Below are 23743 nucleotides of genomic sequence, written 5' to 3' on the forward strand. Positions count from 1 at the left end.
TTACATTTGTTCGGTGTTCAAGCCCCTGATTTCACTCTTGAGCCAATCGGAAAAAGCCTGAGATGCAGGTGACGCGACATGTCCCGCCGGATGAATCAGATAGTAGGCCTCGCTTACGGGTGCAACGTGATCAAATGGCTGTTTTAAAATGCCATCACGCAACATGTCTGCCACAAGAATATCATGCCCAATCGCAACACCGCTGCCAGCGCGCGCTGCTGAAAACGAAACTGTGTAAGTGCTCGCATAGGTCAAATGCGCCTTTTTAGGGAAAGATATCCCTTGTCCTGTGCACCAGGATTCCCAGTTGCAGGAAAGCCCTGCACAGTCAAACAACGGCCGATCAAACAGCGTGTCGAGCGTTACTGAATCGCCCGGGGCGCAAATCGGAAAATAGTTTGCCCGTGTAAGAAGCTCGTACATCAGCCGAGAATCTGGTTCACGCCCAAATCGAATCTCAAGGTCAGCAGACTGTGAAGTATGATCCAAATGCCAGATTGGCGTTGTGAAATTTAAACGAATTTTGGGATGTGCCGCGAAAAACTTTGGTAATCGCGGCGCCAGCCAATGCACCGTGAAGGCAAGGTTAGAGACGATCTGCAACGTTTTCGCCCGATCAGGGCCAAGCAATTGTTGCGTACCCTTTGTCAAAACAGAAAAACTATCCTGAACCCATGGAAGATACAGATTACCCGCGTCCGTCAGTTCGAGCCGCCGAACAAGTCGGTAAAACAATGCCTTACCCAAATATCCCTCTAACGCCTTGATCTGCTGACTGACGGCAGATTGCGTCATGTTTAGTTCCTGAGCCGCACTTGTGAACGACAGGTGTCGCGCCGACGCTTCAAACGCGCGCAACCAGTTCAGCGGGGGAAGGCCGGTATCATCCATTTTTTTCATAAGCTATGCATAAGTTCTGCTAATAGCATGACGCCTTTTTTTTCGTTGGTAAAGATCAGCCAGCATCGCCACGATGTTGCTCAAGGATTTGAAAGGAAATGAAATGGCGACGCCTACCCCTCTCCACAAAGCAAATATTGATCACTGGCAAGAACGCGTCGATATGGCCGCTGCGTTTCGCTGGACCGTACGGCTTAATTTTCACGAAGCGGTGGCGAACCATTTCAGCCTGGCGGTGAACGAGGACGGAACTGAGTTTCTGATGAACCCAAATCAGGCGCATTTTTCGCGTATCAAAGCGTCTGATCTGCTGCTGCTGGATGCCAACAATCCGAATGCGCTGGACACACCGGATGCACCTGATCCAACCGCGTGGGGGCTGCATGGATCGATTCACCGGCGCTGTCGGCATGCGCGCTGCGTGATGCATGTGCATTCGATCCATGCAACTGTTTTAGCCTGCCTTGCGGATTCAAACCTCCCACCAATCGACCAGAACACCGCGACCTTCTACAAGCGCTACGTTATTGACGAAAGTTTTGGTGGCCTCGCCTTTGAGGCAGAAGGCGAACGCTGCGCGTCTATGCTGTCCGACCCGAAAGTCAAAGTGATGATCATGGGCAATCATGGGGTGCTGATCATCGGAGATAGCGTCGCCGATACGTTTAACAGGCTCTATTATTTCGAACGCGCAGCAGAAACATACATTCGCGCACTTCAAACCGGTAAACCGTTGCGCGTTTTGTCAGATGAGGTCGCTGAAAAGACTGCGCAGGAGCTGGAAGATTACCCTAGTCAGGCTGAACGCCACTTGGCGGAGTTAAAGGCAATATTGGATGAAGAAGGCTCTAACTATGCCCAATAAGGCATATTCCGCGTTTGACTAGACTCCAACAAGGACCTTCAGAGATGCCTGAAAAACTGAAGACGGAAAACCTATCCGGTAGCTGGAACTACCATCCTGACCTGCCGCTACAGGACCCCTCAATTTTCCAATGGCCACCACGGCCAGCCTATCTTGTGAAATGGCTCACCTTTAACTGGCTGATGCTGTCCGAACGCGTGATCATGCTTCTGATGGCTTTCGCGCTTTGGGCGTTCTTTTATCCATCGCTTGAGACAACGCAAACCTTTGTCGTTGGTTGGATTCTACAGATCTGGGCAATCAACTTTGCAATGGTTTTTATCTGTTCGGGCGGGCTGCACTGGTATTTCTACATACATAAAGGCCAAGGTAAGAAACTGAAGTTCGAACGCCGCGATCAGGGGAAAAACAACCGGCTGTGGAATTTTTCGGATCAGGTACGGGACAATATGTTCTGGTCTTTGGGGTCAGGTGTGCTGCAACTCACCGGGTTTCAGGTGGTCACAATGTGGTTGATGGCCAACGGATACGCACCAACGATTACATTCGCCAGCAACCCAGTCTGGTTCATTCTTGCCCTGATCCTCGTCCCTATCTGGTCTGCGTTTCATTTCTATTGGGTGCATCGGCTGCTGCATGTTCCGTTTCTTTACAAACGTGTGCATTCGCTTCACCATCGGAACGTCAACATCGGGCCGTGGAGTGGGTTTTCAATGCATCCTGTTGAGCATTTCATCTACTTAACAACGCTGTGCATCCATTGGGTCGTGGCGACCCACCCAATTCACTTGTTTTTTCACATCGTGTATCAAGGGCCCGGTGCCGCGATGAGCCATACAGGATATGAGGACCTGCTGATCAAAGATAAGCGGCGTCTGGCGCTCGGAACCTTTTACCATCAGCTTCACCATCGTTATTATGAGTGTAATTACGGAAACCAAGAGATGCCCTGGGACCGTTGGTTTGGCACTTTCCATGATGGTTCGGAAGCGGCGACTGTGGAAACACGCGCGCGCAAGAAACGGATGCATGCCTGATGGCAGAACCACGACGAGAATGGAACTATACCCCTGATTTGCCTTTGGGGGTTTCTCCTCTGTGGCAATGGCCCCCAAAACCGCTGGCGGTGCTGCGCTGGTATTGGGATGGCTGGTTCCTGATCACCGTTAACCTGATAATCCTTGGGCTAAGCATTGCCAGCTGGGTTTGGTTTAGCCCCTCTTTGGAAACCGCTCAGACCTTCGCAGTTGGTTGGATTCTTCAGATCATTTTACGCAATTTGGCCTTATTAGTGACTGTTGCAGGTGGCTTACACCTATATTTTTACACGTTCCGAAATCAAGGAAACGACCTTAAATATGACACTCGCGAATTTGCCAAAAAGGGCGGAATGTTCACCCTGAACAATCAGGTTCTGGACAATATTTTCTGGAGCTGCACCAGCGGTGTTCTAGTTTGGAGCGCCTATGAAGTTTTGATGTTCTGGTGCTTTGCCAATGGATATCTGTGGTTACTAAGCTGGGACACGAACCCTATCTGGTTTGTAGCAATCTTTTTTCTGATCCCGATATGGGAAAGCTTTTATTTTTATTGGATTCATCGCTGGCTGCACTGGCCCCCACTTTACCGTGTTGCCCATGCGCTTCATCATCGGAATACCAATGTCGGTCCCTGGTCCGGACTTTCGATGCATCCGATCGAACATATCATCTACTTTGGATCGGTTCTGATCCACTGGGTTATCGCTTCTCACCCTTTGCACATGATGTTTCACCTACAGTTTTACGCGCTGTCTGCCGTGACAACACATACCGGGTTTGAAGAGTTGTTCATCAAAAACAAAAAACGTCTTCGGTTAGGTATGTTTCATCACCAGATGCATCATAGGTATTTTGAATGTAATTACGGCAATCTGGACGTGCCTTGGGATATTTTGTTCGGATCGTTTCATGATGGAACACCAGAGGCAAAAGAACGGATGCGTCACCGCTTGAAAATCAGAAACTCGGCGCGCTGAACCTGCCTATCCAACTCGCATATGCCGCGGGGCAGTTCCAAATTCTTCTCTGAAGGCCCGGGTCATCGCGCTTGCGTTCTGATACCCGGAACGTAGCGCAATTTCGCCAACTGGCAATTCTGTTTCAAGAACCAGTTTTCGAGCCAATATAAGCCTAAAACGCCTGTATACGGTCTGCGGAGACGCTCCAAGATCCGCCTTCATGCGCGCTTCCAAATCCTTTTGGCTGCGCCCGACACGCCGTGCTATTTCACCAATACTTAACGGTTCTTCCAAATGCTCCTGCATCAGCGCCACGGCGCGTGAAACGGTCTTTGTTCGTGCCAGCAGCACATTTTGCGGCGCAGAAACACCTGGTGACATGAAGAGGGTCGCAACCTCCAACCTCAACGCTTCGCCGCTTGTTTGCGCGATCATCTCCATCACAAGATCAAAAGCCGCCATTGCGCCGCTGCAGGTGATGCGATTTGAATCAATGACATATCGTTCACGCACAGTTTCGACATCCGGGAACTTTTCAGCAAAGCTACCCAGTTCTTCCCAGTGAATCGTAGCGCGACGTCCTGTCAGCAGCCCTGCTTCGGCCAACAGCCAACTGCCTGTATCAAAGCCCGCTAAGGTTGGAAATCTTCGTGCAGCACTGCGAAGGCCACGTACTGTTACCGTGTTTGCATGCCGCTTAAAATCATAACTTGGCATCACAGCCAACATATCGCCTGACGCCTCCGCCAGTTTTCCGTGCGGCGCAATCTGCAACCCGCTGGACGAGGTAACCGGAGCCCCGTCCAAAGACAGGAAACGCCAATCATATAAGACGCGTCCAGAAAGCGTGTTTGCAGCGCGAAGCGGTTCAACAGTATTGGCAAGGCAATGGTTCGAAAAGGACTCGAACAGCAACACGCCGATACGCTGCACTGCGGCGTTTTGATTTTCCCAGTTTCGCATGATTTTTACCCAACTTTGCACAGCCATACTGGGCGTGCCCAATAACCTTTGCAAACAAATTCAGCAAATCGGAGCCCGTGATGCAATTCGGCCTGAACGAAGAACAAGAGATGATCGTTTCAACTGTCCGCAGTTTCGTTGAAAACGAGATCTATCCGCACGAAGATTTGGTAGACCGTACAGGTGAAGTACCAGAAGAGGTTGCTGAGGAAATTAAGCGAAAAACCATCGAACTTGGGTTCTACGCCTGTAATTTTCCTGAAGAAGTGGGCGGTGCGGGTCTGAGCCACCTTGAGTTTGCATTGGTGGAACGTGAACTTGGCCGCGGGTCAATGGCGCTAAATCACTTTTTCGGGCGTCCACAAAACATCCTGATGGCATGCGAGGGAGAACAGAAAGAACGTTACTTGTTCCCCGCTGTTCGTGGAGAGCGGATGGACGCGCTTGCAATGACTGAACCCGGTGCGGGTTCGGACGTGCGGGGCATGAAATGCAGCGCGGTCCGTGACTGTGGTGATTGGGTCGTGAATGGAACAAAACACTTCATATCAGGCGCAGATCACGCTGATTTCATAATCGTTTTTGTTGCAACAGGCGAAGATCAGACACCGCGCGGGCCTAAAAAGCGCATCACGACCTTCTTGGTAGACCGGGGAACGCCAGGGTTTACCATCCGGGATGGCTATAAATCTGTCAGCCACCGTGGATACAAGAACATGGTGCTTGAATTTGATGATTGCCGTTTGCCCGACGCTCAAGTTCTAGGTGAGGTTGATGGAGGCTTTGCTGTGATGAACGAATGGCTCTACGCCACCCGAATTACGGTTGCCACCATGTGTGTGGGCCGGGCGCGAAGGGCCTTTGACTATGCACTGGATTATGCCGCCCAACGCCATCAGTTCGGCCAGCCGATTGGTAAGTTTCAGGGGATCGGGTTTCAGATTGCCGATATGATCACCGAAATTGATGCCGCTGACCTTTTGACGTTGGCGGCGGCTGAAAGACTTGACCGGGGTCTGCCTGCCAACCGGGAAATTGCCTCCGCCAAGCTCTATGCCTCGGAAATGCTGGCACGTGTTACCGACGCTGCGATTCAGGTGCACGGCGGCATGGGCTTGATGGATGACTATCCGCTGGAACGGTTCTGGCGGGACGCACGGGTTGAGCGTATCTGGGACGGTACAAGCGAAATCCAACGCCATATTATAAGCCGCGATCTGCTTCGCCCTCTCGGGGCTTAACATGACCAAAGACCTGTCGCGCCTGTTCCGGCCAAAATCGATCGCTGTTGTCGGCGGTGGAGCGTGGTGCCGGGCGGTTATCGAACAATGCCAAAAGATGGGGTTCAACGGGGCGATCTACCCCGTTTACCCTAAAGCGGCTAAAATTTGCGGAATAAGAGCCTATTCAGGCCTAAATCAGCTTCTAGAAGCGCCGGATGCCTGTTTCGTTGGGGTCAACCGACAAGCAACAATTGACGTTGTCGGCACTCTTGCAAAACTCGGCGCAGGCGGTGCCGTTTGCTTTGCATCAGGTTTTGCCGAAGCCAAAGCAGAGGACGAGGCGGCAGGTGGTTTACAATCCCTTTTGCTGGAAGCGGCGGGTGATATGCCAATCCTTGGCCCGAATTGCTATGGTTTCATAAATGCACTGGATGGCGCACTGCTTTGGCCTGACCAACATGGATGCACAACCGTTAAATCCGGCGTTGCTATTCTAACCCAATCCTCAAATATGGCGATCAACCTGACCATGCAGAACCGCGGCTTGCCAATTGCCTACATGGTAACCGCTGGAAATCAGGCGCAGACTACCCAGGCCGAAATGGCTGCAGCCCTGATTGATGATCCGCGTGTTACCGCGATTGGGATGCATATTGAAGGCTTCGGAGATCTGCGCGCATGGGAGATGCTGGCAGACAAAGCCTATGCAGCGGGTAAGCCCATTGTCGCAATCAAAGTCGGCCAATCCGAACAGGCACGAGCGGCGACGATTTCTCATACGGCTTCTCTTGCAGGGGAGGACGCTGGCGCCGCTGCGTTTTTAAAACGGCTTGGAATTCCGCGTTTACATAGCCTTCCAGCGTTTCTCGAAACACTCAAACTGCTTCACATCACGGGTCCCCTTCCGTCAAACCGACTCGCGTCGATTAGCTGTTCTGGTGGCGAAGCGTCCCTTGCGGCAGATACTGCGATTGGCCGTTCGGTTGTATTTCCGGAGCTCAACGAAAGACAGAAGCACGATTTGCGCGATGCGCTTGGACCGATGGTCGCGTTAGCCAACCCGCTTGACTACCACACTTACATCTGGCGCGACGGCCCAGCCATGACACGGGCCTGGGCGGCCATGATGGACCCCTCTGTCGCGCTAACCTTGCTGATCGTGGACTTTCCTAGATCAGACATTTGCGATGCCGGTGACTGGGAGTGCGCTATTGAAGCAGCGTTGGGCGCTAAGGAATTAACAGGAGCGAATGTCGCAATGGTCGCGACGTTGCCAGAGTTGATGCCCGAAGAGGTCGCGAAACGGCTCATCTCAGGTGGGGTTGTCCCAATAAGCGGGTTGGCCGAAGCGATTATTGCAGCCGAAGCAGCCGGTTCTTTCAAATCGCCAACGTCTACACCCGTTTTCTTGGAGAGCGGGCCTGATTTGGTTTGTTTAGTCTCTGAAATGGACACAAAACGAAAGCTTTCGACCTTTGGCCTTGATACCCCAAAAGGTACGCATGTTGATGATAAATCCAAATTGAAAACCGCTGCAGATACTCTGAACTTTCCATTGGTTCTTAAGGGTGAAGGCATTGCACATAAGACAGAGGCAGGTCTTGTCGCCTTGAATTTGAAAGACGCTGATCAGGTTTCTGAGGCTGGCATCAACATGCCTTGTGACAGTTTTCTGTTGGAAGAGATGATCTCCGACAGTGTTGCTGAGTTGCTGATCGGCGTAACACGTGACCCGGCCCACGGGTTTGTTCTGACGCTGGGCGCGGGTGGGACGCTGACAGAATTGCTTGATGATAGCCAATCATTGTTGTTGCCGACGGACGAAAACTCGATAAAAGAGGCTCTAACTGGCCTGAAAGTAACAAATTTACTAAACGGTTATCGTGGAAAAGCAGCAGCCAATCTGCCAGCTATTTTGCACGCGGTTCAGGCGGTACAAGCTTATGTTCTTGCCAATGGCAGCCATGTCGAGGAAATTGAAATTAACCCGCTGATCTGCACCCCTACACGCGCTGTAGCGGCAGACGCTCTACTTCGAGAGGCTCCATGACCGACCCTGTAAAAACCCGCTGCGATGGACCAATACTGGAAATCATCCTCGATCGCCCAAAAGCGAATGCGATTGACCTTGCGACCAGTAAGATCATGGGCGAAACGTTCGCTGCTTTCCGTGATGATCCAAAACTGCGCGTCGCTATCGTTACCGGCGCCGGAGAAAAATTCTTTTGCCCGGGCTGGGACCTTAAGGCCGCTGCAGATGGTGATGCCGTAGATGGTGATTATGGCGTTGGGGGGTTTGGTGGTCTGCAGGAATTACGTGACATGAACAAACCGGTGATTGCCGCAGTCAATGGTATTGCTTGCGGTGGCGGGCTGGAACTGGCCCTTTCTGCTGACATTATTCTTGCAGCAGATCACGCGTCTTTCGCGCTTCCCGAAATCAGATCCGGTACAGTGGCCGACGCAGCCAGCATTAAGCTGCCAAAGCGCATTCCCTATCATATCGCCATGGAACTGCTGCTAACAGGACGTTGGTTTGACGTCGACGAGGCACATCGGTGGGGTCTGGTAAACGAAATACTGCCTGCGGATAAGCTCATGAAACGCGCATGGGAGCTTGCAAGAGTCCTCGCATCCGGCCCGCCGCTCGTCTATGCCGCAATCAAGGAAATCGTTCGCGACGCCGAAGACAGCAAGTTTCAGGATGCTTTAAACCGGATAACCGGGCGGCAGTTGCGTACTGTTGATGCGCTCTACAGCTCCGAAGACCAGATGGAAGGCGCACGCGCCTTTGCTGAAAAACGTGACCCAATCTGGAAAGGTCGCTAGTGCGCGTGTTTTACGGAGTGTACCACAAGAATAGACCCTAATAAGGGTCTATTCTGCGTTTCCCTGATCTACATTTCCATCGCTTCCGCAACTTCGACGGTTCCACCATTTTCCAGAATTGGGCATCCCTTGGCCATTGAAGCCGCAATCTCAATACTGTCAGCGGCGACCAGTGAATATCCCGATATCGGGTTCGCCCCTCCGTCATCCACGACTCCGGAGGCAGAAACAGTTTTGGACATACCAGCAGGGTTTCCGCCATCGACGACCGCGTCGCCCATGTCCTGAAACCACGTCATCCAATTTGCCATGACTTTTTCGATTTCATCCGGTGCGTCAGGCTTACGCCCACCGTGGTAAACAAAAATGTACTTGGACATTCTTAATCCTCCCTTATCTATGAATTTACAAACTGCTCAAGCTTGCGGAGCGACGATGTCCAGCCTTCATTGTGTCGAACACCCGCTTCTTCGTCCGTCAGATCGCGGTGCACCAATTCGAATTTCGTTCCACCTGATTTATCTGCGCTAAGCGTTACTGTGACATGGCTTTCTGCACCACGAATGTCCCGATCATCATGCCACCCCCAGGTAAAGCTGACAGAGTTTGGTGGATCTACGGACGTGACCAGCCCGGAAACCTTGAACCTTTCACCTTCTCCATTAACCATCACAGAGAACCACGGACCGCAGGCTGAGAAATTCAGATTGTTTTCGGCTATCGTAATTCCTTCTGGCCCCCACCACTTCAAAAGGTTTTCGGTTTCAGTAATGAAGGAAAACACCTTTTCCTGTGGGGCGGAAAACACCCTCTCTATTGAAACATCAGTCATTCTAGTTGCTCTCCTTCTTCAATGCCGCCTCGAGACGGTCCAGACTTTTTGCCCAGAACTCCTGATGGGAAATAAACCAGCTCCCCACCGTCGCAAACGCTTCGGGTCGCAAAGAATAGAGCCTCTGCTGTCGATTTATCTTTCGGTTTACCAGCCCGGCCTCGTGCAAGACTTTCAAATGCCGCGAGATTGCAGGTGCTGAAATATTCGCGACATCCTGAAGTTCGCCTGCGCTTTGCTCTCCGTTTGCTAAAAGCCGCTCTATGATTGCAAAGCGAGTCGGGTCGCCCAGCGCTGAAAAGATAGATGCAAGATTTTCCATGATTCTTTATTAGCACTCGTGTTAATTAATATAAACAGGAAATAATAGATTTGTTGGATAGGTGCACGTTCTTAAGACAAAGACCCGCCTCGCAACCTTGAAAACTCTTTACAATTGCTTGCGCACACTGGCCGATGCATTAACTTGCGTGCCCAGACCCAACGACAGATAAAATTACAGAATAAATCCAACGGGAGGACATGATGGGACTTTTGAAAACATTTACAGCGGCAGCGACCGTGCTTGCGATTGCAGGCATGGCGTCTGCTGAACCTGTGAAAGTCGGAATGATTACAACTTTGTCAGGTGGCGGAGCAGGCCTTGGTATCGATGTACGCGACGGCTTCATGCTGGCAGTCGCACAATCCGGAAATTCAGATATCGAAGTGGTGATCGAAGACGATCAGCGCAAACCTGAAGTTGCTGTTCAGTTGGCAGACGAAATGATCCAGTCAGAGAAGGTTGACGTTTTGACTGGTATTATCTGGTCAAATCTTGCGATGGCTGTTGTTCCAGCGGCAACGGCGCAGAACGTTTTTTATCTGTCTCCCAACGCGGGCCCATCAGCCCTTGCAGGTCAGGGGTGTCACAAAAACTATTTCAACGTTGCCTGGCAGAATGACAATCTGCACGAAGCCGCAGGTGCCTATGCCAACAGTGCAAACTACGCAAATTCATTTATCATGGCGCCAAACTACCCTGCGGGGCAGGATGCGCTGACAGGGTACAAGCGGTTCTACGAAGGCGGTCTTGCGGGCGAGGTTTACACCCAGCTTGGCCAGAAAGACTATGCCTCTGAGATCGCGCAGATCCGGGCAAGCGGCGCGGATAGCGTCTATTTCTTCCTGCCCGGCGGCATGGGCATCGCCTTCATGAAGCAATACGCACAATCAGGTGTTGATATTCCGCTGCTTGGGCCAGCATTCTCTTTTGACCAGGGGATATTGCAAGCGGTCGGTGAAGCTGCGCTTGGTGTTCGCAACACGTCTCAGTGGAACAAAGATTTGGACAACCCTGCAAACGCAGCGTTCGTAGAAAACTTTCAGGCAGAATACGGTCGCCTCCCGTCACTCTATGCGAGCCAGGGGTTTGACACCGCAAACCTCTTGCTTTCGGCAATGGCAGCGGCAGATGTCTCAGATGCAGACGCCTTCCGCGCAGCATTGGAGGCTGCAAATTTTGACTCGGTTCGTGGTGACTTTGCCTTTGGGCCAAATCATCACCCGATTCAAAACATCTACGTGCGCGAAGTGATCAAAGAGGGTGATGTCTTCACCAATCAGATCATCGCAACCGGCCTTACAAACCATTCGGACGCTTACGCTGCCGACTGCAAAATGTAAGATCACAAATGCGGCGGGCTGCTCAATTGGGTAGCCCACCATTTTATTGAACGGGCAAATTTCTTGGCAATGACCCTGATCATTGAACAGCTTTTAAACGGGCTGCAACTTGGCGTTATGCTGTTCTTGATGGCAGCAGGCCTAACACTTGTGTTTGGTGTTATGGGGCTCATCAATCTTGCGCATGGTTCGCTTTACATGGTTGGCGCGTTTGCCTGTGCTGCCGTCGCGACGGCGACAGGCTCTTTCTGGCTGGGTGTCATTGCAAGCCTTGCTGCTGCTGCCGCTGCTGGTGCCATCGTTGAACTGGTGGTGATACGACGCCTGTACAGTCGTGATCATCTGGATCAGGTGCTGGCGACATTTGCCCTGATCCTGGTATTTTCCGAAGGCACGCGATGGCTGTTCGGGTCCTTTCCGCTGTTTCTTGACGTGCCTGCCGCGTTCTCCGGCCCTGTTACCCTGCCTGGCGGAATTGAATATTCCCGTTACCGGCTGGCAATTATCGCGGCTGGTTTGCTGATTGCCGTAGGGCTCTACGCCCTGATCACCAAAACAAGGCTCGGTATTCGTATTCGCGCGGGCGAAAGTGATCGGGAAATGATCGCGGCACTTGGTGTTGATATTTCGAAGCTTTATACCATTGTTTTCGCACTTGGGGCCGCCCTGGCCGGTTTCGCCGGGGCGCTGGTTGGAGCCATTCAATCGGTTCAGGTTGGCATGGGCGAACCGGTTCTTATTCTGGCTTTTGTTGTCGTTGTGATTGGCGGTATCGGTTCGGTCAAAGGGGCTTTTGTCGGCGCACTTCTTGTTGGGATGACTGATACGCTTGGCCGTTTCCTTTTACCTGTTTTCTTTGGCACCTTCATGGACCCGTCAAGCGCAACTTCTGTCGGCTCCGCCCTTGCATCAATGTCTATCTACATTCTGATGGCGTTGGTTTTGGTCGCAAAACCCAGCGGCCTCTATGGGGATGCAATCTGATGCTGCGCGAACGCATTCTGAACTTTGTGTTCGCGTTTGGTTTGCTGGCTGTCCCTCTGATTGCTTACGTAAGTGATGCGCCTTTCGTAATTACACTAGCGACGAAAGTCGCGATCCTCGCACTGGCGGGTGTTGGCCTCAATATCGCGCTTGGACTTGGCGGTTTAATATCACTGGGCCATGCAGCATTCTTTGGCATCGGCGGTTATGCGATGGGAATCTTAGCAAGCCACGCGCAAAGCTACACCCTTCTTACAACATGGCCGTTTGAAATTGCTGGCACGAAATCGATGTTAATTATCTGGGTTGTCGCGCTGGCTTCGAGCGGTCTGGCCGCCTTGATTATCGGCGCACTTTCTTTGCGTACCAGCGGCGCCTATTTCATCATGATTACACTCGCCTTTGGACAAATGCTGTTTTTCTTCGCAATCTCCTGGCCTGCATATGGGGGTGAAGATGGGTTGCCTATTTATCTGCGAAACGGGTTTCCGGGTCTGAACACGCTCGACCCTATTCAGTTTTTCACGATTACCTATGTGATCCTCGGCCTCGCGCTTTTCCTGTCATCACGCCTTTCCAAGTCGCGCTTTGGACTAGCACTGCAAGCAACACGCCAAAACCCTGAGCGGGTTGAAGCGGTCGGGATGCGACCCTTCAATATTCGCCTCACGGCCTTTCTAATTTCCGGCATGATCACTGGGTTGGCTGGCGCGCTTTTTGCCGACCTTAATCGCTTTGTCAGCCCATCGATGTTTAGCTGGCAAACCAGCGGCGAGATTATGGTGTTTGTGATCCTTGGCGGTGTTGGGCGGCTATATGGGCCGGTCGCCGGGGCAGCACTATTCATTCTGTTGGAACATTGGCTGGGTGGCATTAACGACTACTGGCAATTCTTACTAGGGCTCATACTTCTCGGCGTCGTGTTGTTTGCACGTGGTGGGCTGATCGGAACCCTTGTTGGGCGCGAGGTCGCGCATGACTGATCCAGTCCTGTCTGTACGCAATATCTCAAAATCTTTCGGAGCATTGAAAGCCAGTGACGAGGTTTCCATTGGTCTTCTGCCCGGTGAAATCCACGCTTTGATCGGCCCAAATGGCGCTGGCAAATCAACCCTGATCAGCCAGATTGCAGGCGGACTGAGACCTGATAGCGGCACAGTTGAATTTCTGGGGCAGGATGTGACCACCCTTGGTACGGCGGCACGCGCGCGGATGGGTCTGGCACGCAGCTTCCAGGTGTCATCCGTAGTGCCTGATTTTACTGTCTTGCAGAACGTTGTTCTGGCTGTTCAGGGTGCTACCGGACATTGGATGGGATTTTTACGACCTGTGATGAAAGCAACTGGTCTGACTGAGGCTGCAATCAACTTTATTGACCAGGTCGGGCTGACAGGCCGCTATACTATTCATGCCGCTGATCTTGCTCACGGCGAACGCCGCAAGCTGGAAATCGCGATGGCACTGGCGCTTTCCCCGAAAGCTTTCCTGCTTGACGAGCCTATGGCAGGATTGGGCGTGGAAGGCACAGGCGAGATGACAAAGCTTCTGGACCAACTTCGCCACAAAGCACCAATATTGCTCGTCGAACATGATATGGACGCCGTCTTCAAACTTGCAGACCGGATCAGTGTTCTTGTTTATGGCCGGGTGATCGCCACCGGATCGGTTGACGAAATACGTGCAAACTCTGAGGTACAGCGCGCGTATCTGGGCGAGGAGGCCGTGTTGTGACCGCCCTTCTGACCGCGTCAAATATTACTGCATTCTATGGGGCCTCTCAGGCGTTGTTCGGTGTTGATCTGCAGGTGGGAGAAGGAGAAGTCGTTGCCTTGATGGGTCGCAACGGCATGGGGAAATCCACAACCATCCGAACAATTTGCAGGATGGCCCCACAAAAAAGCGGCAAAATTATTTTCGCAGGGCAATCGCTCAACCGCCTGCCATCTTACAAGGCCGCGCAACTGGGTATAGGTTTGGTACCGGAAGGGCGACGGTGTTTTACCAATCTAACGGTTGAGGAAAACCTTATTGCCGCTGCGCGAGAAGGTTTCTGGTCACTCGCAACAATCGCAGATCTTTTCCCGAGACTCGGCGAGCGACGCGGTCAATCTGCCCGGTCTTTATCAGGGGGCGAGCAACAGATGCTTGCCATCGGCAGAGCTCTGATGACGAACCCAAAGCTCTTGATTCTTGATGAGGCGACAGAGGGACTCGCCCCTGTGGTTCGGCAAGAGATATGGGCCGCGATCCGGCGGTTAAAATCAGAAACCGGGCTTGCCATTCTGGTGATTGACAAGTCCCTGAAAGAGCTTTCGTCAGTCGCGGATCATGCAGTGATACTGGAACGCGGGAAAACCGTTTGGGCAGGCGCAACGGCAGATCTGAATGACGACCTGACGCACCGCTATCTGGGTGTCTGAACCTGCCTTCCGTCATTTACCAATGTCTGGACAATATTTCGCACTAACCGTTAGGGTGACCATACGCAGTCGCGTGATTTCAGCCGTAAATTCGGAAGGAAAACAGTGAGCACCATCCGGACAGCTTTGGAAGCACAGGAAACCTTGGCTGACAGTCGCGTAGAACAATGTGGCGATTCATGAGAGTTCTCTGCATCACCACGGTCCGAAATGAGGGCCCCTTTCTGTTGGAATGGATTGCCCATCATCAGGCTGCGGGCGTGACTGATTATCTGATCTATTCCAACGATTGTGATGATGGAACTGGCGAGATGCTGGATGCTCTGGCTGCAGCAGGGGAGATTGTACACCTACCCCAAACCAAAACAGGCAGTCAAAGCATTCAGTGGCAAGCTTTGCGCGATGCGTGGAAACACCCGTTACGAAAAGAATCCGACTGGATTTTGGTCAGCGATGTTGATGAATTTCTGAACATTCACGTGGCCGGACATCAGATTTCAGATTTGCTCAAAGCACTTCCCGACGATACAGATGCTGTCGCCTTGCCGTGGCGGCTGTTTGGTAACAACGACATTGTCTTTGCAAAAGATGCCCCCGTTACCGCGCAATTTACCGCTTCAGCCCCTACAGACTGTTCCTCTCCGATAGCCGCAACCTTGTTTAAGTCACTGATCCGCGCGGGCGGGCCGTTTAACCAGCTTGGTGTTCATCGGCCAAAACAAAAACCCGCGACCAAAGCCGGTCTGCCAAAATGGGTCGACGGGTCCGGCAATCAAATGCCGGGAGTGTTTGCGGCTAACCAAAAGCGGCTTTCGCTTTATAGCCTGCCCAATGGTCGCTCGCTTGCCGAGATGAACCACTATTCCCTACGCTCTGCAGAGTCGTTTCTGATCAAGCGTGATCGGGGCCTGCCCAACCGAAAGGACAAAGAGATAGACCTGACTTATTGGGTTGAGCGAAACTTCAACACAGAACGAAACGAAACTATTTCCGCTATGCGGCCAGCAACTGAAAAGCGGCTTAATGCGCTGCATCGCATTCCCGGTGTATCAGACTTACATGAGTGTTCGGTGAACTGGCATCATGAGAAATTTAAAGTGCTTATCACCCAGATCGACCTTTATAAGCTGTTCAACCGAATTGTGCTGACCGGAAGCAGCAAGGTGCTATCAAAGCAGTTAACGCAACAGCTTGTTCGATGGTATAGCGAGGCATACCGCTCGTGACCGAAAAGTCGATATGAATAGGGCGGTCTCGGAAACCCCGTTTGCAGGTTTCTGAAATTTATGCGACCTAATTCTTAGGCAAATAAAAAACGGCAGGGCATCGCATGGCAAAGTACCTCGTAACCGGATCGGCTGGCTTTATCGGCTTTCATGTTTGCCAGCGACTTTTAGCTGATGGGCATGATGTGATCGGTTTTGACAGCCTTAGCCCATATTATGACCCCGCATTAAAAAAAGCGCGGCATGACATTCTAAAGCAATCGAACCACTTTCAGGAGCAGATCGGCTCGCTGGAAACACCGCGCCTTTTGGCGATGTTGTTTGAGGAAGAAAAACCAGAAGTGGTGATCCATCTGGCCGCACAAGCGGGTGTGCGCTATTCGATTGACGAACCACGGTCTTATGTCGAGTCAAACCTTGTCGGAACATTTGAGCTGCTGGAAGCGGCTCGTACCCACCCACCAAAGCACATGCTGCTGGCTTCAACTTCGTCAGCATATGGCGCAAACACCAAAATGCCCTATGCCGAGACAGATAAAGCAGACCATCAGATGTCGTTCTACGCCGCCACCAAAAAAGCAACCGAAGGAATGGCGCATTCTTACGCGCATCTCTATGGGCTACCAATAACGATGTTCCGGTTTTTTACCGTCTATGGCCCATGGAGCCGCCCGGATATGGCCCCCTTGAAATTTGCGAATTTGATAACAGAGGGTCAGCCAATCGACATCTACAACCACGGCGATATGCAACGAGATTTCACATTTGTTGATGATCTGGTTGAGGGGATCATACGTCTAGTTTCGGCACCTCCTGTCCGATCTGACAATGCTCCGGACCCCGGTGACAGCCTATCCCCCGTCGCGCCCTGGAGAGTGATTAATATTGGCGCAGGGCAACCCGTAAACCTGATGGATTTCATAGACGCATTAGAAACTGCGCTTGGTCAGACCGCAGAAAAGAACTTTCTCGAGATGCAACCGGGTGACGTGCCAGCAACATGGGCAGATGCGCAATTGCTGGAAAAACTGGTTGGCAAGCTGCCACAAACGCCGCTGGAAACGGGCGTTGAGCAGTTTGTTGACTGGTTTAAGAGCTACTACAAAAAACCCTGAAGCACAGGAATGCCTCAGGGCGATTGCAACAAATGGCTCGGTGGAGCCAAATTTTTCACAAACCGGAAGAAATTTCAGAAGTGGCTTACAGGCTACCTCTGGCTCTTAGGCTTTCTTAACCTGAATTTCGACGTTTGGAGATTACACTCTTAAGCCAAAGAAGCGGTAGAAAAAGTAAGAACCAGAACTTCTTGAGCAAAACCAGCGCAACAACAAAGATGCCCGTTTTGGCCATAACCTTACCCGCTATCAACCCGCCGATTCCAACAGCTGCAACAGTGTCAATCGAAGGGTCAAAATCGGAATATTTATTACCCTCCGCAAAATCTGTCATCGCCAGAATGCGGGGAACGTCGTTGTTGACCGCAGAAAGCTGATCCATGTTGGCGATGAAATTCAGGACAAGTACACCTCGCCGCCCCAAGACACGGATGTTATAGTTTAGCGTGTTTTGAGCCTCCCCTTCAAAAGCCAGCTCTTTGGCCCAATAAAGCTTGCGCGTAGCGGCATCATAAAAAGGCTCTGCCGCCCAACCAACCAGTTCAACAGTTTGAAAACTGTTCTCACGACGCCACTTGTTCTCCTCGGCCGCATCATCCCGCATTTCCTGTAAAATATCGTCATAGTCGTAGCTACCCGCGTCTTCATCAGAGACGTAGCCGATATCTTCATACTCAATATTGATTCCCCATGAATCATCAATCGGCGTAAAATCGGCAGGAAAAATCATTCCAAGAGACGCTTGTTCTTCTGGATTTCCCCAGAGTTCCGTCAGCACATAGCTGGCATCACTCGGTTCTAGGTAGTAAAAATCCTCATTCAGCGTCAAAAGGCCAATGCCGTCACCTATCACGATCTCACCCTGTTTAAAGTCCAGATCACGCAGCAGCACGATTGCTTCTTCGGTGTAACGATCAGAAATATCGGGAAACATTTCGTTCAGAGGTTTTGAACTCGCCGGAAATGACAAACTGATTGCAACAATTGCAATTAAAAAAATTCTGGACATGAAATCTCTCCTATAGTGGTCACCTTCAAATATGATCACTATAATTGAATACCGAACTCAACCTTTTGGCGAGTCAAATTTCTAACTTCTAAAACTTTAAGCAGACTAGTTTCGCCAAAATCAGGTTAACTTCGACCGCAATCAGAGTGACGCGTTCAAAGCAGCAATAACTGCATCACCCATTTCAGATGTAGTGGCGGGCGTTCCATCACTTGCTTGCATCAGATCACCTGTCCTTACACCATCTGCAAGTACCTTTTCGACCGCGCTTTCAAGACGCTTTGCTTCAGTACCCTGGTCAAAGGAATAGCGCAGCGCCATTGCAAAACTCAGGATACAAGCGCAAGGGTTTGCCTTGCCTTGCCCCATAATATCAGGTGCTGATCCGTGCACTGGTTCATAAAGCGCCTTTGGGCGGCCGTTTTCCATGGGTGAACCAAGGCTGGCCGAAGGCAACATACCAAGCGAACCGGTCAGCATTGCCGCGCAATCCGAAAGGATATCGCCAAACAGATTGTCGGTCAGGATGACATCAAACTGCTTGGGGGCCCGGACAAGCTGCATCGCGCCGTTGTCTGCGTACATATGCGAGAGTTCGACATCCGCATAGTCAGCTTTATGGACGGCGGTCACAACCTCGCGCCAAAGGATGCCGCTTTCCATGACGTTGGCTTTTTCCATTGAGCAGACTTTATTGCTCCGGCGTCGTGCGAGTTCGAATGCTGCTCGCGCAACACGGTCAATCTCAGACTCTGTATAGCGTTGTGTGTTGATCCCGACGCGTTCCCCGTTTTCTACAAAAATCCCACGCGGTTCTCCGAAATAGGAACCAGAGGTCAGTTCGCGCACGATCATGATATCAAGGCCGGAAACGATATCTTTTTTCAGCGACGAGAAATCTGCAAGCGCATCAAAACATTGAGCCGGGCGCAGGTTGGCGAACAGGTCCATTTCCTTGCGGATCCGCAGCAAACCGCGCTCGGGTTTAACGCTGAAATCAAGATCATCGTATTTTGGGCCGCCCACAGCACCCAGAAGAACCGCATCAACCGCCTGTGCCTTTGCCATCGTTTCATCGGATAAAGGCGTGCCATGTGCATCATAGGCGGCACCCCCAATCAGGTCCTCTGAAACATCAAATTTCAGATCGCGGTTTTCGCCATACCAGCCAATGATTTTGCGTACTTCGACCATAACCTCCTGGCCAATACCGTCACCGGGCAGAATAAGAAGCGAAAGGTTGCTCATTGACATAATTCCTTGAATAGCAGGGTTGTCCCGACCTAACGGGTTGGCCCGGCATGGTCAAGAAACCAGCAGCTTCAAAATTCCAGATCGACCCAAACCAACCTGTGTCGCGATGCGTCAGTGACAAGCGTATCGTCCAACGGCCAAAAGACACCTGAATCGGCAACCCGCAGATCTGCTGAGGGAAGCACATAGTCAACACGAAGATTGCCAGGCCTACCCGTAAAGTCAGGCCAGTCCACTGTATCCAGAGCGGGATCGCCGCGATGTGCGTCGTTCACACCAGACTGTTTGCGCGCTGCATCTGCGCCACCTGCGCTTGTGGGTGCGGGGTCTTGAATTCGGTGGTGCTTCAACAGTGATGATAGCGCTGCGTGTCGCCCGTCACCATCCAGTGGATCAAGGTTTGCATCCCCCAAGATAACGAAAGGCGCCTCTGTCTTTCTTTCCGGCAAAGCCCCATCTAAATAATGTTGCCAAAAGGCCGTTTCATCGTGATTACGGCGTCCGTTACGATCTTCGGGACCATCAAAAACTGGTGGTGTGGCGTGATACGCAAACAAGTGGAGTGTTTGGCTGTTCGAAAGTTCGATAGGTACATCCCAATGCGCCACAGAAGAAAGACGCTGCACCTGCTGTGCCTCTTCCGAAGGAAAAGGCTTACCCTCCACCTCCGGCATTAATGCCTCTGGCAAATCACTCCAGAGAAAGGACGCGAAATCGCGGACTTCGGTTTCCAGAATAGGAAATACTGACAAAAGAGCCATTCCACCCTGACCCGAAAACCGCCCATACCCTTGCCCGTCTTCCGGCTGCCCAGAACGCCCATCCCCGTTCATATCGATCCCGGTTTGCAGCCCGGTGTTTGGCCGTAAGGCGAAAAGGTAAGGGTATTCCTTGCCTTGCTTCCCCAGCAAAGCTGCGAAAGCCTTCAGCGCTTGCCGTTCGAAATCATAGTCAAAACTTTGCAAAAGCAACACGTCAGGTTGAACCGCAATAATCACCTGAACGACAGCGTCTATCTGTGTGTCATCCCCTCTGAGAATGTCACGAAAAAGCAGGCCGGGGCCTGCTCTGTTCAGTTCGGTATTAAAACTGGCAACGCGAATTGCATCTGAAATGCATGCGGTGGCTGTCACCCACCAGATCAGGAAGGCGCAAAACCCTGTTCCAGCGCGGCCAGTTCGTAAGCTTGCCGTCTTTGTTCGCGGATCATTTCTGCAATTCGGTGCATGGCGATACCGCGCATAAACAGACTTGCGGGAAGAAACGCCCATGCAGATACCGTCCAGATCAAAGTTTGCGGCGATCCTACAGTAACCGGAGTAAACAAAGTCGATGCAGAGCTAACCACTACGGGAGTCAAGAATGGTAAAACAAAGCCTAATATAATGTTAAGGCGCGCGTCCCTTATCAAACGTACAACAACATCACCCCCTGCTGTCGGGTCAAATGTTGGAAGGTTAACCCAAACGTTGAAAGATCGGCCTTGAACTGGCCAGCCTTGCAACCGCAAGATGATAATAAATATCGTCAGGGTGATCAGCGATATAAGATAGGCCAAGCCTGCGGCAGTTCTTACCATGAAAATATTATCAGCACTGGTGTCCGTCGGGAACATCTGCAGGACAAGCCGGACTGGGCTATACGGGAAATCAATCGCGTAACCGATCAAGCCGCCGACTGCCTGTACAAATTGCGTCAGATTAGTGGGCTCGATTTGCCCACGACTGATAACAGACAACAAAAACACCGTCACAAATAGCGACATAAAGCGCACCCTGTTAAAAGGCGGCGCATCCCGAAATTCTATCAGGCTCGGATAAACAGAGGCGTACTCGAATATCACAAGGGCGGCGCTGAATAGCGCGATTAACGTTACAATCTGGGTGGTTTCTGGGGAAGACGAAGGCAACAGCAGTGAAGGCGTCGCAATTAGCAACGCTACCAATATTGCGCGTAAGATTGCGCCTGCTAATCTTGAAAACACAGCCCGTCTGTCCTCAGTTTGGTCGAACGCAATACCGTGTCGCGCCCTTATCCCATCGTTAACTGCTCATTGCGGCAGCTTTATTAGCTCTTTGTGGCACTCTGCCTCATTCTTGCCCTATTGTGGCACTTTGCCTCATTCTTGCCTTATTTCTGCCCACTTTCGCTTCTCACTGCAACATCCTGTTAATCCATATGAATCTTTCAGGGCGTTTCCAAAGCAAACTGGTGCGGCTTTGCATCATTAGATTGAAAAAAGGAGGGCAGATATCTGCCCCCCCTCAACATATTGTATCTACAAGAAAATCAGACCCAAGGTCGCGAAACGCTCGCTTCTGCCTCAAAGCTGTCAATCGAAGTAACATTCTTCATCGTCAGCCCGATATCATCGAGCCCTTCAAGTAAACAATGTTTTTTGAAGCTATCAACTTCGAACGAAAAAATTTCTCCGTCGGATGTAATAATTTCCTGTTTCTCCAGATCAATGGTCATGCGAGCGTTTTCGCCCTTTTCTGCGTCCTTCATCAGGACGTCAACTTGCTCTTTTGGCAACGCGATTGGTAAGATCCCGTTTTTAAAGCAATTGTTGAAAAAGATGTCGGCAAAACTGGGTGCAATCACGCAACGAATGCCAAAATCCTTGATCGCCCAAGGCGCATGTTCGCGCGATGAACCGCAGCCGAAGTTTTCGCCAGCAACCAGAACTTCTGCTTTACGGTAAGCTGGCTGGTTCAGCACAAACTCTGGTCGTTCGTTGCGATCATCGTCGTAACGCATCTCATCGAACAGGTTCAGACCAAGCCCCGAACGCTTGATGGTTTTCAGAAACAACTTCGGGATGATCATGTCTGTATCGACGTTAATCATCGGCAACGGGGCTGCAACTCCAGTGATTTTTTCAAATTTTTCCATGTTGCTGCTCCTTAAGCCAATTCACGAACATCAGTCAGGTGTCCCGTAATCGCTGCTGCGGCAGCCATTGCGGGTGAAAGCAGATGGGTCCTGCCTCCGCGGCCCTGGCGCCCTTCGAAGTTCCGGTTCGATGTTGCTGCGCAACGCTCTCCCGGTTCCAACTGGTCCGGGTTCATCGCCAGGCACATGGAACAGCCCGCAAGCCGCCATTCGAAACCGGCTTCGATGAAAATATCCGCAAGCCCTTCTTCTTCGGCCTGCGCACGAACGAGACCAGACCCGGGAACGATCATGGCACGCATCCCTTCCTTGATCTTCCTGCCTTTCAGAACTTCCGCTGCTGCGCGCAAATCTTCGATCCGGCCATTTGTGCACGACCCGATAAAGACCGTGTCAACCTTGATGTCTGTCAGTTTTTCGCCTGGGGTCAGGCCCATATATTCGAGCGACCTTTGCGCAGCATCCACTTTACCCCCGGTAAAATCAGAAGGGCTCGGAACGGTTGCGGTAATTGGAAGTACATCCTCTGGCGAGGTTCCCCATGTCACGACAGGCGCAATATCTTCGCCCTTCAGCGTGATGACCTTGTCAAAGTGCGCGTCTTCGTCTGTGTAGAGCGTTTTCCACCAGTTCATCGCCGCTTCCCACTGCGCACCTTTTGGCGCGTGAGGGCGACCCATAACATATTCAAAGGTCTTTTCATCTGGCGCGATCAGACCAGCACGCGCGCCACCTTCAATCGCCATGTTGCAGACGGTCATGCGACCTTCCATGCTGAGATCGCGGATCGCTTCGCCGCAATATTCAATCACATGGCCAGTGCCACCTGCTGTGCCGGTTACACCGATCACAGACAGGGTAATGTCCTTGGCCGTCACTCCGGGGCGTAGTTTGCCCGTAACTTCGACCTTCATGTTTTTCGATTTTTTCTGGATCAAGGTCTGGGTTGCCAGAACATGTTCAACTTCAGACGTTCCGATGCCGTGCGCAAGTGCGCCAAAGGCACCGTGCGTAGCAGTGTGGCTGTCGCCGCAGACCACTGTCATGCCTGGTAAGGTCCAGCCCTGCTCTGGGCCGACGATATGCACAATACCCTGACGCACATCAGAGACGGGGTAGTAATGGATTCCGAAATCCTTGGCGTTCTTGTCCAGCGCGTCGACCTGAATGCGGGATTCTTCGTTGTCGATGCCTTTGGCCCGGTCAAGCGTTGTTGGAACATTGTGGTCGGGAACGGCAATGGTTTTATCCGGGGCGCGGACAGCGCGGCCGGTCATGCGCAGACCTTCAAAAGCCTGTGGGCTGGTTACCTCATGAACAAGGTGACGGTCGATGTACAACAATGTTGTTCCATCGTCAGCCTCATGGGCGATATGGGCATCCCATATCTTGTCATAGATTGTTCTAGGGCCGGTTTTACTTTGGGCGGTCATGTTAATTCTCTTTTGAAGAGTGACTATTGGGGTGACTTATGTATGAGCGCTGCACACGCCTGACCATCATAGGTCGGCGGTGACAGAAAGCGTGAGACCGTGAAACCGCCATGGCAGGCGTGAACGGTCGT

General features: G+C 51.7%; 24 protein-coding genes. 13 read left to right on the forward strand and 11 right to left on the reverse strand.

What is annotated here, in order from left to right; translation table 11 throughout:
* Positions 1 to 900: a LysR substrate-binding domain-containing protein gene (locus MWU63_RS14240; protein ID WP_247078460.1), complete on the reverse strand. Its 900-nt coding sequence runs from the start codon at positions 898 to 900 to the stop codon at positions 1 to 3.
* Positions 901 to 1003: 103 nt separating this feature from the next.
* Between MWU63_RS14240 and MWU63_RS14245 the strand changes: the two genes are divergently transcribed.
* The 3 genes from MWU63_RS14245 to MWU63_RS14255 are packed head-to-tail and all read left to right on the forward strand — an operon-like array spanning position 1004 to position 3782.
* Positions 1004 to 1765 (forward strand): class II aldolase and adducin N-terminal domain-containing protein, encoded by a 762-nt coding sequence (locus MWU63_RS14245; protein ID WP_213890453.1) that lies wholly within the window; start codon positions 1004 to 1006, stop codon positions 1763 to 1765.
* Positions 1766 to 1809: 44 nt separating this feature from the next.
* A complete protein-coding gene (locus MWU63_RS14250; RefSeq protein WP_213890454.1) occupies positions 1810 to 2802 on the forward strand; it encodes a sterol desaturase family protein in 993 nt (330 codons plus the stop codon).
* The gene (locus tag MWU63_RS14255) at positions 2802 to 3782 is read left to right on the forward strand and encodes a sterol desaturase family protein (protein WP_247078462.1); all 981 of its coding nucleotides are present in this window, start codon (positions 2802 to 2804) and stop codon (positions 3780 to 3782) included. The genes MWU63_RS14250 and MWU63_RS14255 overlap by 1 nt, the downstream gene beginning before the upstream one ends.
* A 6-nt stretch (positions 3783 to 3788) precedes the next feature.
* On the opposite strand, the gene MWU63_RS14260 is transcribed toward MWU63_RS14255, so the two are convergent.
* A complete protein-coding gene (locus MWU63_RS14260) occupies positions 3789 to 4727 on the reverse strand; it encodes a GlxA family transcriptional regulator (protein ID WP_247078464.1) in 939 nt (312 codons plus the stop codon).
* Between the two features lie 80 nt (positions 4728 to 4807).
* On the opposite strand from MWU63_RS14260, the gene MWU63_RS14265 reads away from it, so the two are divergent.
* Genes MWU63_RS14265 through MWU63_RS14275 form a run of 3 tightly spaced genes read left to right on the forward strand, consistent with a single transcriptional unit; the run spans position 4808 to position 8779 of the window.
* Positions 4808 to 5968 carry an acyl-CoA dehydrogenase family protein gene (locus MWU63_RS14265; protein WP_247078466.1) on the forward strand — a complete coding sequence of 387 codons (1161 nt, stop codon included), beginning with the start codon at positions 4808 to 4810 and terminating at the stop codon, positions 5966 to 5968.
* 1 nt (position 5969) lies between these two features.
* Entirely contained in the window at positions 5970 to 8000 is a 2031-nt protein-coding gene (locus MWU63_RS14270; RefSeq protein WP_213890458.1) for an acetate--CoA ligase family protein, read from the forward strand.
* The gene (locus MWU63_RS14275) at positions 7997 to 8779 is read left to right on the forward strand and encodes a carnitinyl-CoA dehydratase (protein ID WP_213890459.1); all 783 of its coding nucleotides are present in this window, start codon (positions 7997 to 7999) and stop codon (positions 8777 to 8779) included. Before MWU63_RS14270 ends, MWU63_RS14275 begins: the two co-directional genes overlap by 4 nt.
* Positions 8780 to 8847: 68 nt before the next feature.
* On the opposite strand, the gene MWU63_RS14280 is transcribed toward MWU63_RS14275, so the two are convergent.
* Genes MWU63_RS14280 through MWU63_RS14290 form a run of 3 tightly spaced genes read right to left on the reverse strand, consistent with a single transcriptional unit; the run spans position 8848 to position 9933 of the window.
* Positions 8848 to 9159 (reverse strand): hypothetical protein, encoded by a 312-nt coding sequence (locus tag MWU63_RS14280; protein ID WP_213890460.1) that lies wholly within the window; start codon positions 9157 to 9159, stop codon positions 8848 to 8850.
* Positions 9160 to 9176: 17 nt separating this feature from the next.
* Positions 9177 to 9611, reverse strand: a complete 435-nt coding sequence (locus MWU63_RS14285) for an SRPBCC domain-containing protein (RefSeq protein ID WP_213890461.1) — start codon at positions 9609 to 9611, stop codon at positions 9177 to 9179.
* Position 9612: 1 nt separating this feature from the next.
* A complete protein-coding gene (locus MWU63_RS14290; protein WP_213890462.1) occupies positions 9613 to 9933 on the reverse strand; it encodes a metalloregulator ArsR/SmtB family transcription factor in 321 nt (106 codons plus the stop codon).
* Between the two features lie 203 nt (positions 9934 to 10136).
* On the opposite strand from MWU63_RS14290, the gene MWU63_RS14295 reads away from it, so the two are divergent.
* The 7 genes from MWU63_RS14295 to MWU63_RS14325 all read left to right on the forward strand — a co-directional run bounded on the left by MWU63_RS14295 (position 10137) and on the right by MWU63_RS14325 (position 17021).
* On the forward strand, positions 10137 to 11276 hold the full coding sequence (locus MWU63_RS14295) for an ABC transporter substrate-binding protein (RefSeq protein ID WP_213890463.1): 1140 nt from the start codon (positions 10137 to 10139) through the stop codon (positions 11274 to 11276).
* Between the two features lie 63 nt (positions 11277 to 11339).
* Positions 11340 to 12260, forward strand: coding sequence for a branched-chain amino acid ABC transporter permease (locus tag MWU63_RS14300; RefSeq protein ID WP_213890464.1), 921 nt, complete (start codon positions 11340 to 11342; stop codon positions 12258 to 12260).
* Positions 12260 to 13243, forward strand: coding sequence for a branched-chain amino acid ABC transporter permease (locus tag MWU63_RS14305; protein WP_213890465.1), 984 nt, complete (start codon positions 12260 to 12262; stop codon positions 13241 to 13243). The genes MWU63_RS14300 and MWU63_RS14305 overlap by 1 nt, the downstream gene beginning before the upstream one ends.
* Entirely contained in the window at positions 13236 to 13991 is a 756-nt protein-coding gene (locus tag MWU63_RS14310; RefSeq protein WP_247078467.1) for an ABC transporter ATP-binding protein, read from the forward strand. The genes MWU63_RS14305 and MWU63_RS14310 overlap by 8 nt, the downstream gene beginning before the upstream one ends.
* Positions 13988 to 14680, forward strand: coding sequence for an ABC transporter ATP-binding protein (locus MWU63_RS14315; RefSeq protein ID WP_213890467.1), 693 nt, complete (start codon positions 13988 to 13990; stop codon positions 14678 to 14680). Before MWU63_RS14310 ends, MWU63_RS14315 begins: the two co-directional genes overlap by 4 nt.
* 179 nt (positions 14681 to 14859) lie before the next feature.
* Entirely contained in the window at positions 14860 to 15906 is a 1047-nt protein-coding gene (locus tag MWU63_RS14320; protein WP_213890468.1) for a glycosyltransferase family 2 protein, read from the forward strand.
* Between the two features lie 104 nt (positions 15907 to 16010).
* Entirely contained in the window at positions 16011 to 17021 is a 1011-nt protein-coding gene (locus MWU63_RS14325; RefSeq protein WP_213890469.1) for an NAD-dependent epimerase/dehydratase family protein, read from the forward strand.
* A gap of 115 nt (positions 17022 to 17136) precedes the next feature.
* Here the strand turns inward: MWU63_RS14325 and MWU63_RS14330 are convergent, their stop codons facing one another.
* The 6 genes from MWU63_RS14330 to leuC all read right to left on the reverse strand — a co-directional run bounded on the left by MWU63_RS14330 (position 17137) and on the right by leuC (position 23612).
* Entirely contained in the window at positions 17137 to 18030 is an 894-nt protein-coding gene (locus MWU63_RS14330) for a DUF2167 domain-containing protein (protein ID WP_247078469.1), read from the reverse strand.
* Positions 18031 to 18171: 141 nt separating this feature from the next.
* Positions 18172 to 19278 carry a 3-isopropylmalate dehydrogenase gene (gene leuB, locus MWU63_RS14335; protein ID WP_213890472.1) on the reverse strand — a complete coding sequence of 369 codons (1107 nt, stop codon included), beginning with the start codon at positions 19276 to 19278 and terminating at the stop codon, positions 18172 to 18174.
* A 74-nt stretch (positions 19279 to 19352) separates the two neighbouring features.
* Complete coding sequence (locus tag MWU63_RS14340) at positions 19353 to 20417, reverse strand: endonuclease/exonuclease/phosphatase family protein (RefSeq protein WP_247078471.1); 1065 nt, start codon at positions 20415 to 20417, stop codon at positions 19353 to 19355.
* Positions 20418 to 20425: 8 nt separating this feature from the next.
* Complete coding sequence (locus tag MWU63_RS14345) at positions 20426 to 21268, reverse strand: hypothetical protein (RefSeq protein WP_247078473.1); 843 nt, start codon at positions 21266 to 21268, stop codon at positions 20426 to 20428.
* A 305-nt stretch (positions 21269 to 21573) separates the two neighbouring features.
* Entirely contained in the window at positions 21574 to 22179 is a 606-nt protein-coding gene (leuD, locus tag MWU63_RS14350; RefSeq protein ID WP_213890474.1) for a 3-isopropylmalate dehydratase small subunit, read from the reverse strand.
* 11 nt (positions 22180 to 22190) lie between these two features.
* Positions 22191 to 23612 (reverse strand): 3-isopropylmalate dehydratase large subunit, encoded by a 1422-nt coding sequence (gene leuC / locus MWU63_RS14355; protein WP_213890475.1) that lies wholly within the window; start codon positions 23610 to 23612, stop codon positions 22191 to 22193.
* Between the last annotated feature and the right edge of the window lie 131 nt (positions 23613 to 23743).

It is taken from the genome of Pseudohalocynthiibacter sp. F2068 (assembly GCF_023015645.1).
Lineage (GTDB): Bacteria > Pseudomonadota > Alphaproteobacteria > Rhodobacterales > Rhodobacteraceae > Pseudohalocynthiibacter > Pseudohalocynthiibacter aestuariivivens.

What these genes read in the sequence shown, in the direction of transcription:
- MWU63_RS14240 (WP_247078460.1), bottom strand. Translation starts at nt 900, where the DNA reads ATGAAAAAAATGGATGATACCGGCCTTCCCCCGCTGAACTGGTTGCGC.
- MWU63_RS14245 (WP_213890453.1), top strand. Translation starts at nt 1,004, where the DNA reads ATGGCGACGCCTACCCCTCTCCACAAAGCAAATATTGATCACTGGCAA.
- MWU63_RS14250 (WP_213890454.1), top strand. Translation starts at nt 1,810, where the DNA reads ATGCCTGAAAAACTGAAGACGGAAAACCTATCCGGTAGCTGGAACTAC.
- MWU63_RS14255 (WP_247078462.1), top strand. Translation starts at nt 2,802, where the DNA reads ATGGCAGAACCACGACGAGAATGGAACTATACCCCTGATTTGCCTTTG.
- MWU63_RS14260 (WP_247078464.1), bottom strand. Translation starts at nt 4,727, where the DNA reads ATGCGAAACTGGGAAAATCAAAACGCCGCAGTGCAGCGTATCGGCGTG.
- MWU63_RS14265 (WP_247078466.1), top strand. Translation starts at nt 4,808, where the DNA reads ATGCAATTCGGCCTGAACGAAGAACAAGAGATGATCGTTTCAACTGTC.
- MWU63_RS14270 (WP_213890458.1), top strand. Translation starts at nt 5,970, where the DNA reads ATGACCAAAGACCTGTCGCGCCTGTTCCGGCCAAAATCGATCGCTGTT.
- MWU63_RS14275 (WP_213890459.1), top strand. Translation starts at nt 7,997, where the DNA reads ATGACCGACCCTGTAAAAACCCGCTGCGATGGACCAATACTGGAAATC.
- MWU63_RS14280 (WP_213890460.1), bottom strand. Translation starts at nt 9,159, where the DNA reads ATGTCCAAGTACATTTTTGTTTACCACGGTGGGCGTAAGCCTGACGCA.
- MWU63_RS14285 (WP_213890461.1), bottom strand. Translation starts at nt 9,611, where the DNA reads ATGACTGATGTTTCAATAGAGAGGGTGTTTTCCGCCCCACAGGAAAAG.
- MWU63_RS14290 (WP_213890462.1), bottom strand. Translation starts at nt 9,933, where the DNA reads ATGGAAAATCTTGCATCTATCTTTTCAGCGCTGGGCGACCCGACTCGC.
- MWU63_RS14295 (WP_213890463.1), top strand. Translation starts at nt 10,137, where the DNA reads ATGGGACTTTTGAAAACATTTACAGCGGCAGCGACCGTGCTTGCGATT.
- MWU63_RS14305 (WP_213890465.1), top strand. Translation starts at nt 12,260, where the DNA reads ATGCTGCGCGAACGCATTCTGAACTTTGTGTTCGCGTTTGGTTTGCTG.
- MWU63_RS14310 (WP_247078467.1), top strand. Translation starts at nt 13,236, where the DNA reads ATGACTGATCCAGTCCTGTCTGTACGCAATATCTCAAAATCTTTCGGA.
- MWU63_RS14320 (WP_213890468.1), top strand. Translation starts at nt 14,860, where the DNA reads ATGAGAGTTCTCTGCATCACCACGGTCCGAAATGAGGGCCCCTTTCTG.
- MWU63_RS14325 (WP_213890469.1), top strand. Translation starts at nt 16,011, where the DNA reads ATGGCAAAGTACCTCGTAACCGGATCGGCTGGCTTTATCGGCTTTCAT.
- MWU63_RS14330 (WP_247078469.1), bottom strand. Translation starts at nt 18,030, where the DNA reads ATGTCCAGAATTTTTTTAATTGCAATTGTTGCAATCAGTTTGTCATTT.
- leuB (WP_213890472.1), bottom strand. Translation starts at nt 19,278, where the DNA reads ATGAGCAACCTTTCGCTTCTTATTCTGCCCGGTGACGGTATTGGCCAG.
- leuD (WP_213890474.1), bottom strand. Translation starts at nt 22,179, where the DNA reads ATGGAAAAATTTGAAAAAATCACTGGAGTTGCAGCCCCGTTGCCGATG.
- leuC (WP_213890475.1), bottom strand. Translation starts at nt 23,612, where the DNA reads ATGACCGCCCAAAGTAAAACCGGCCCTAGAACAATCTATGACAAGATA.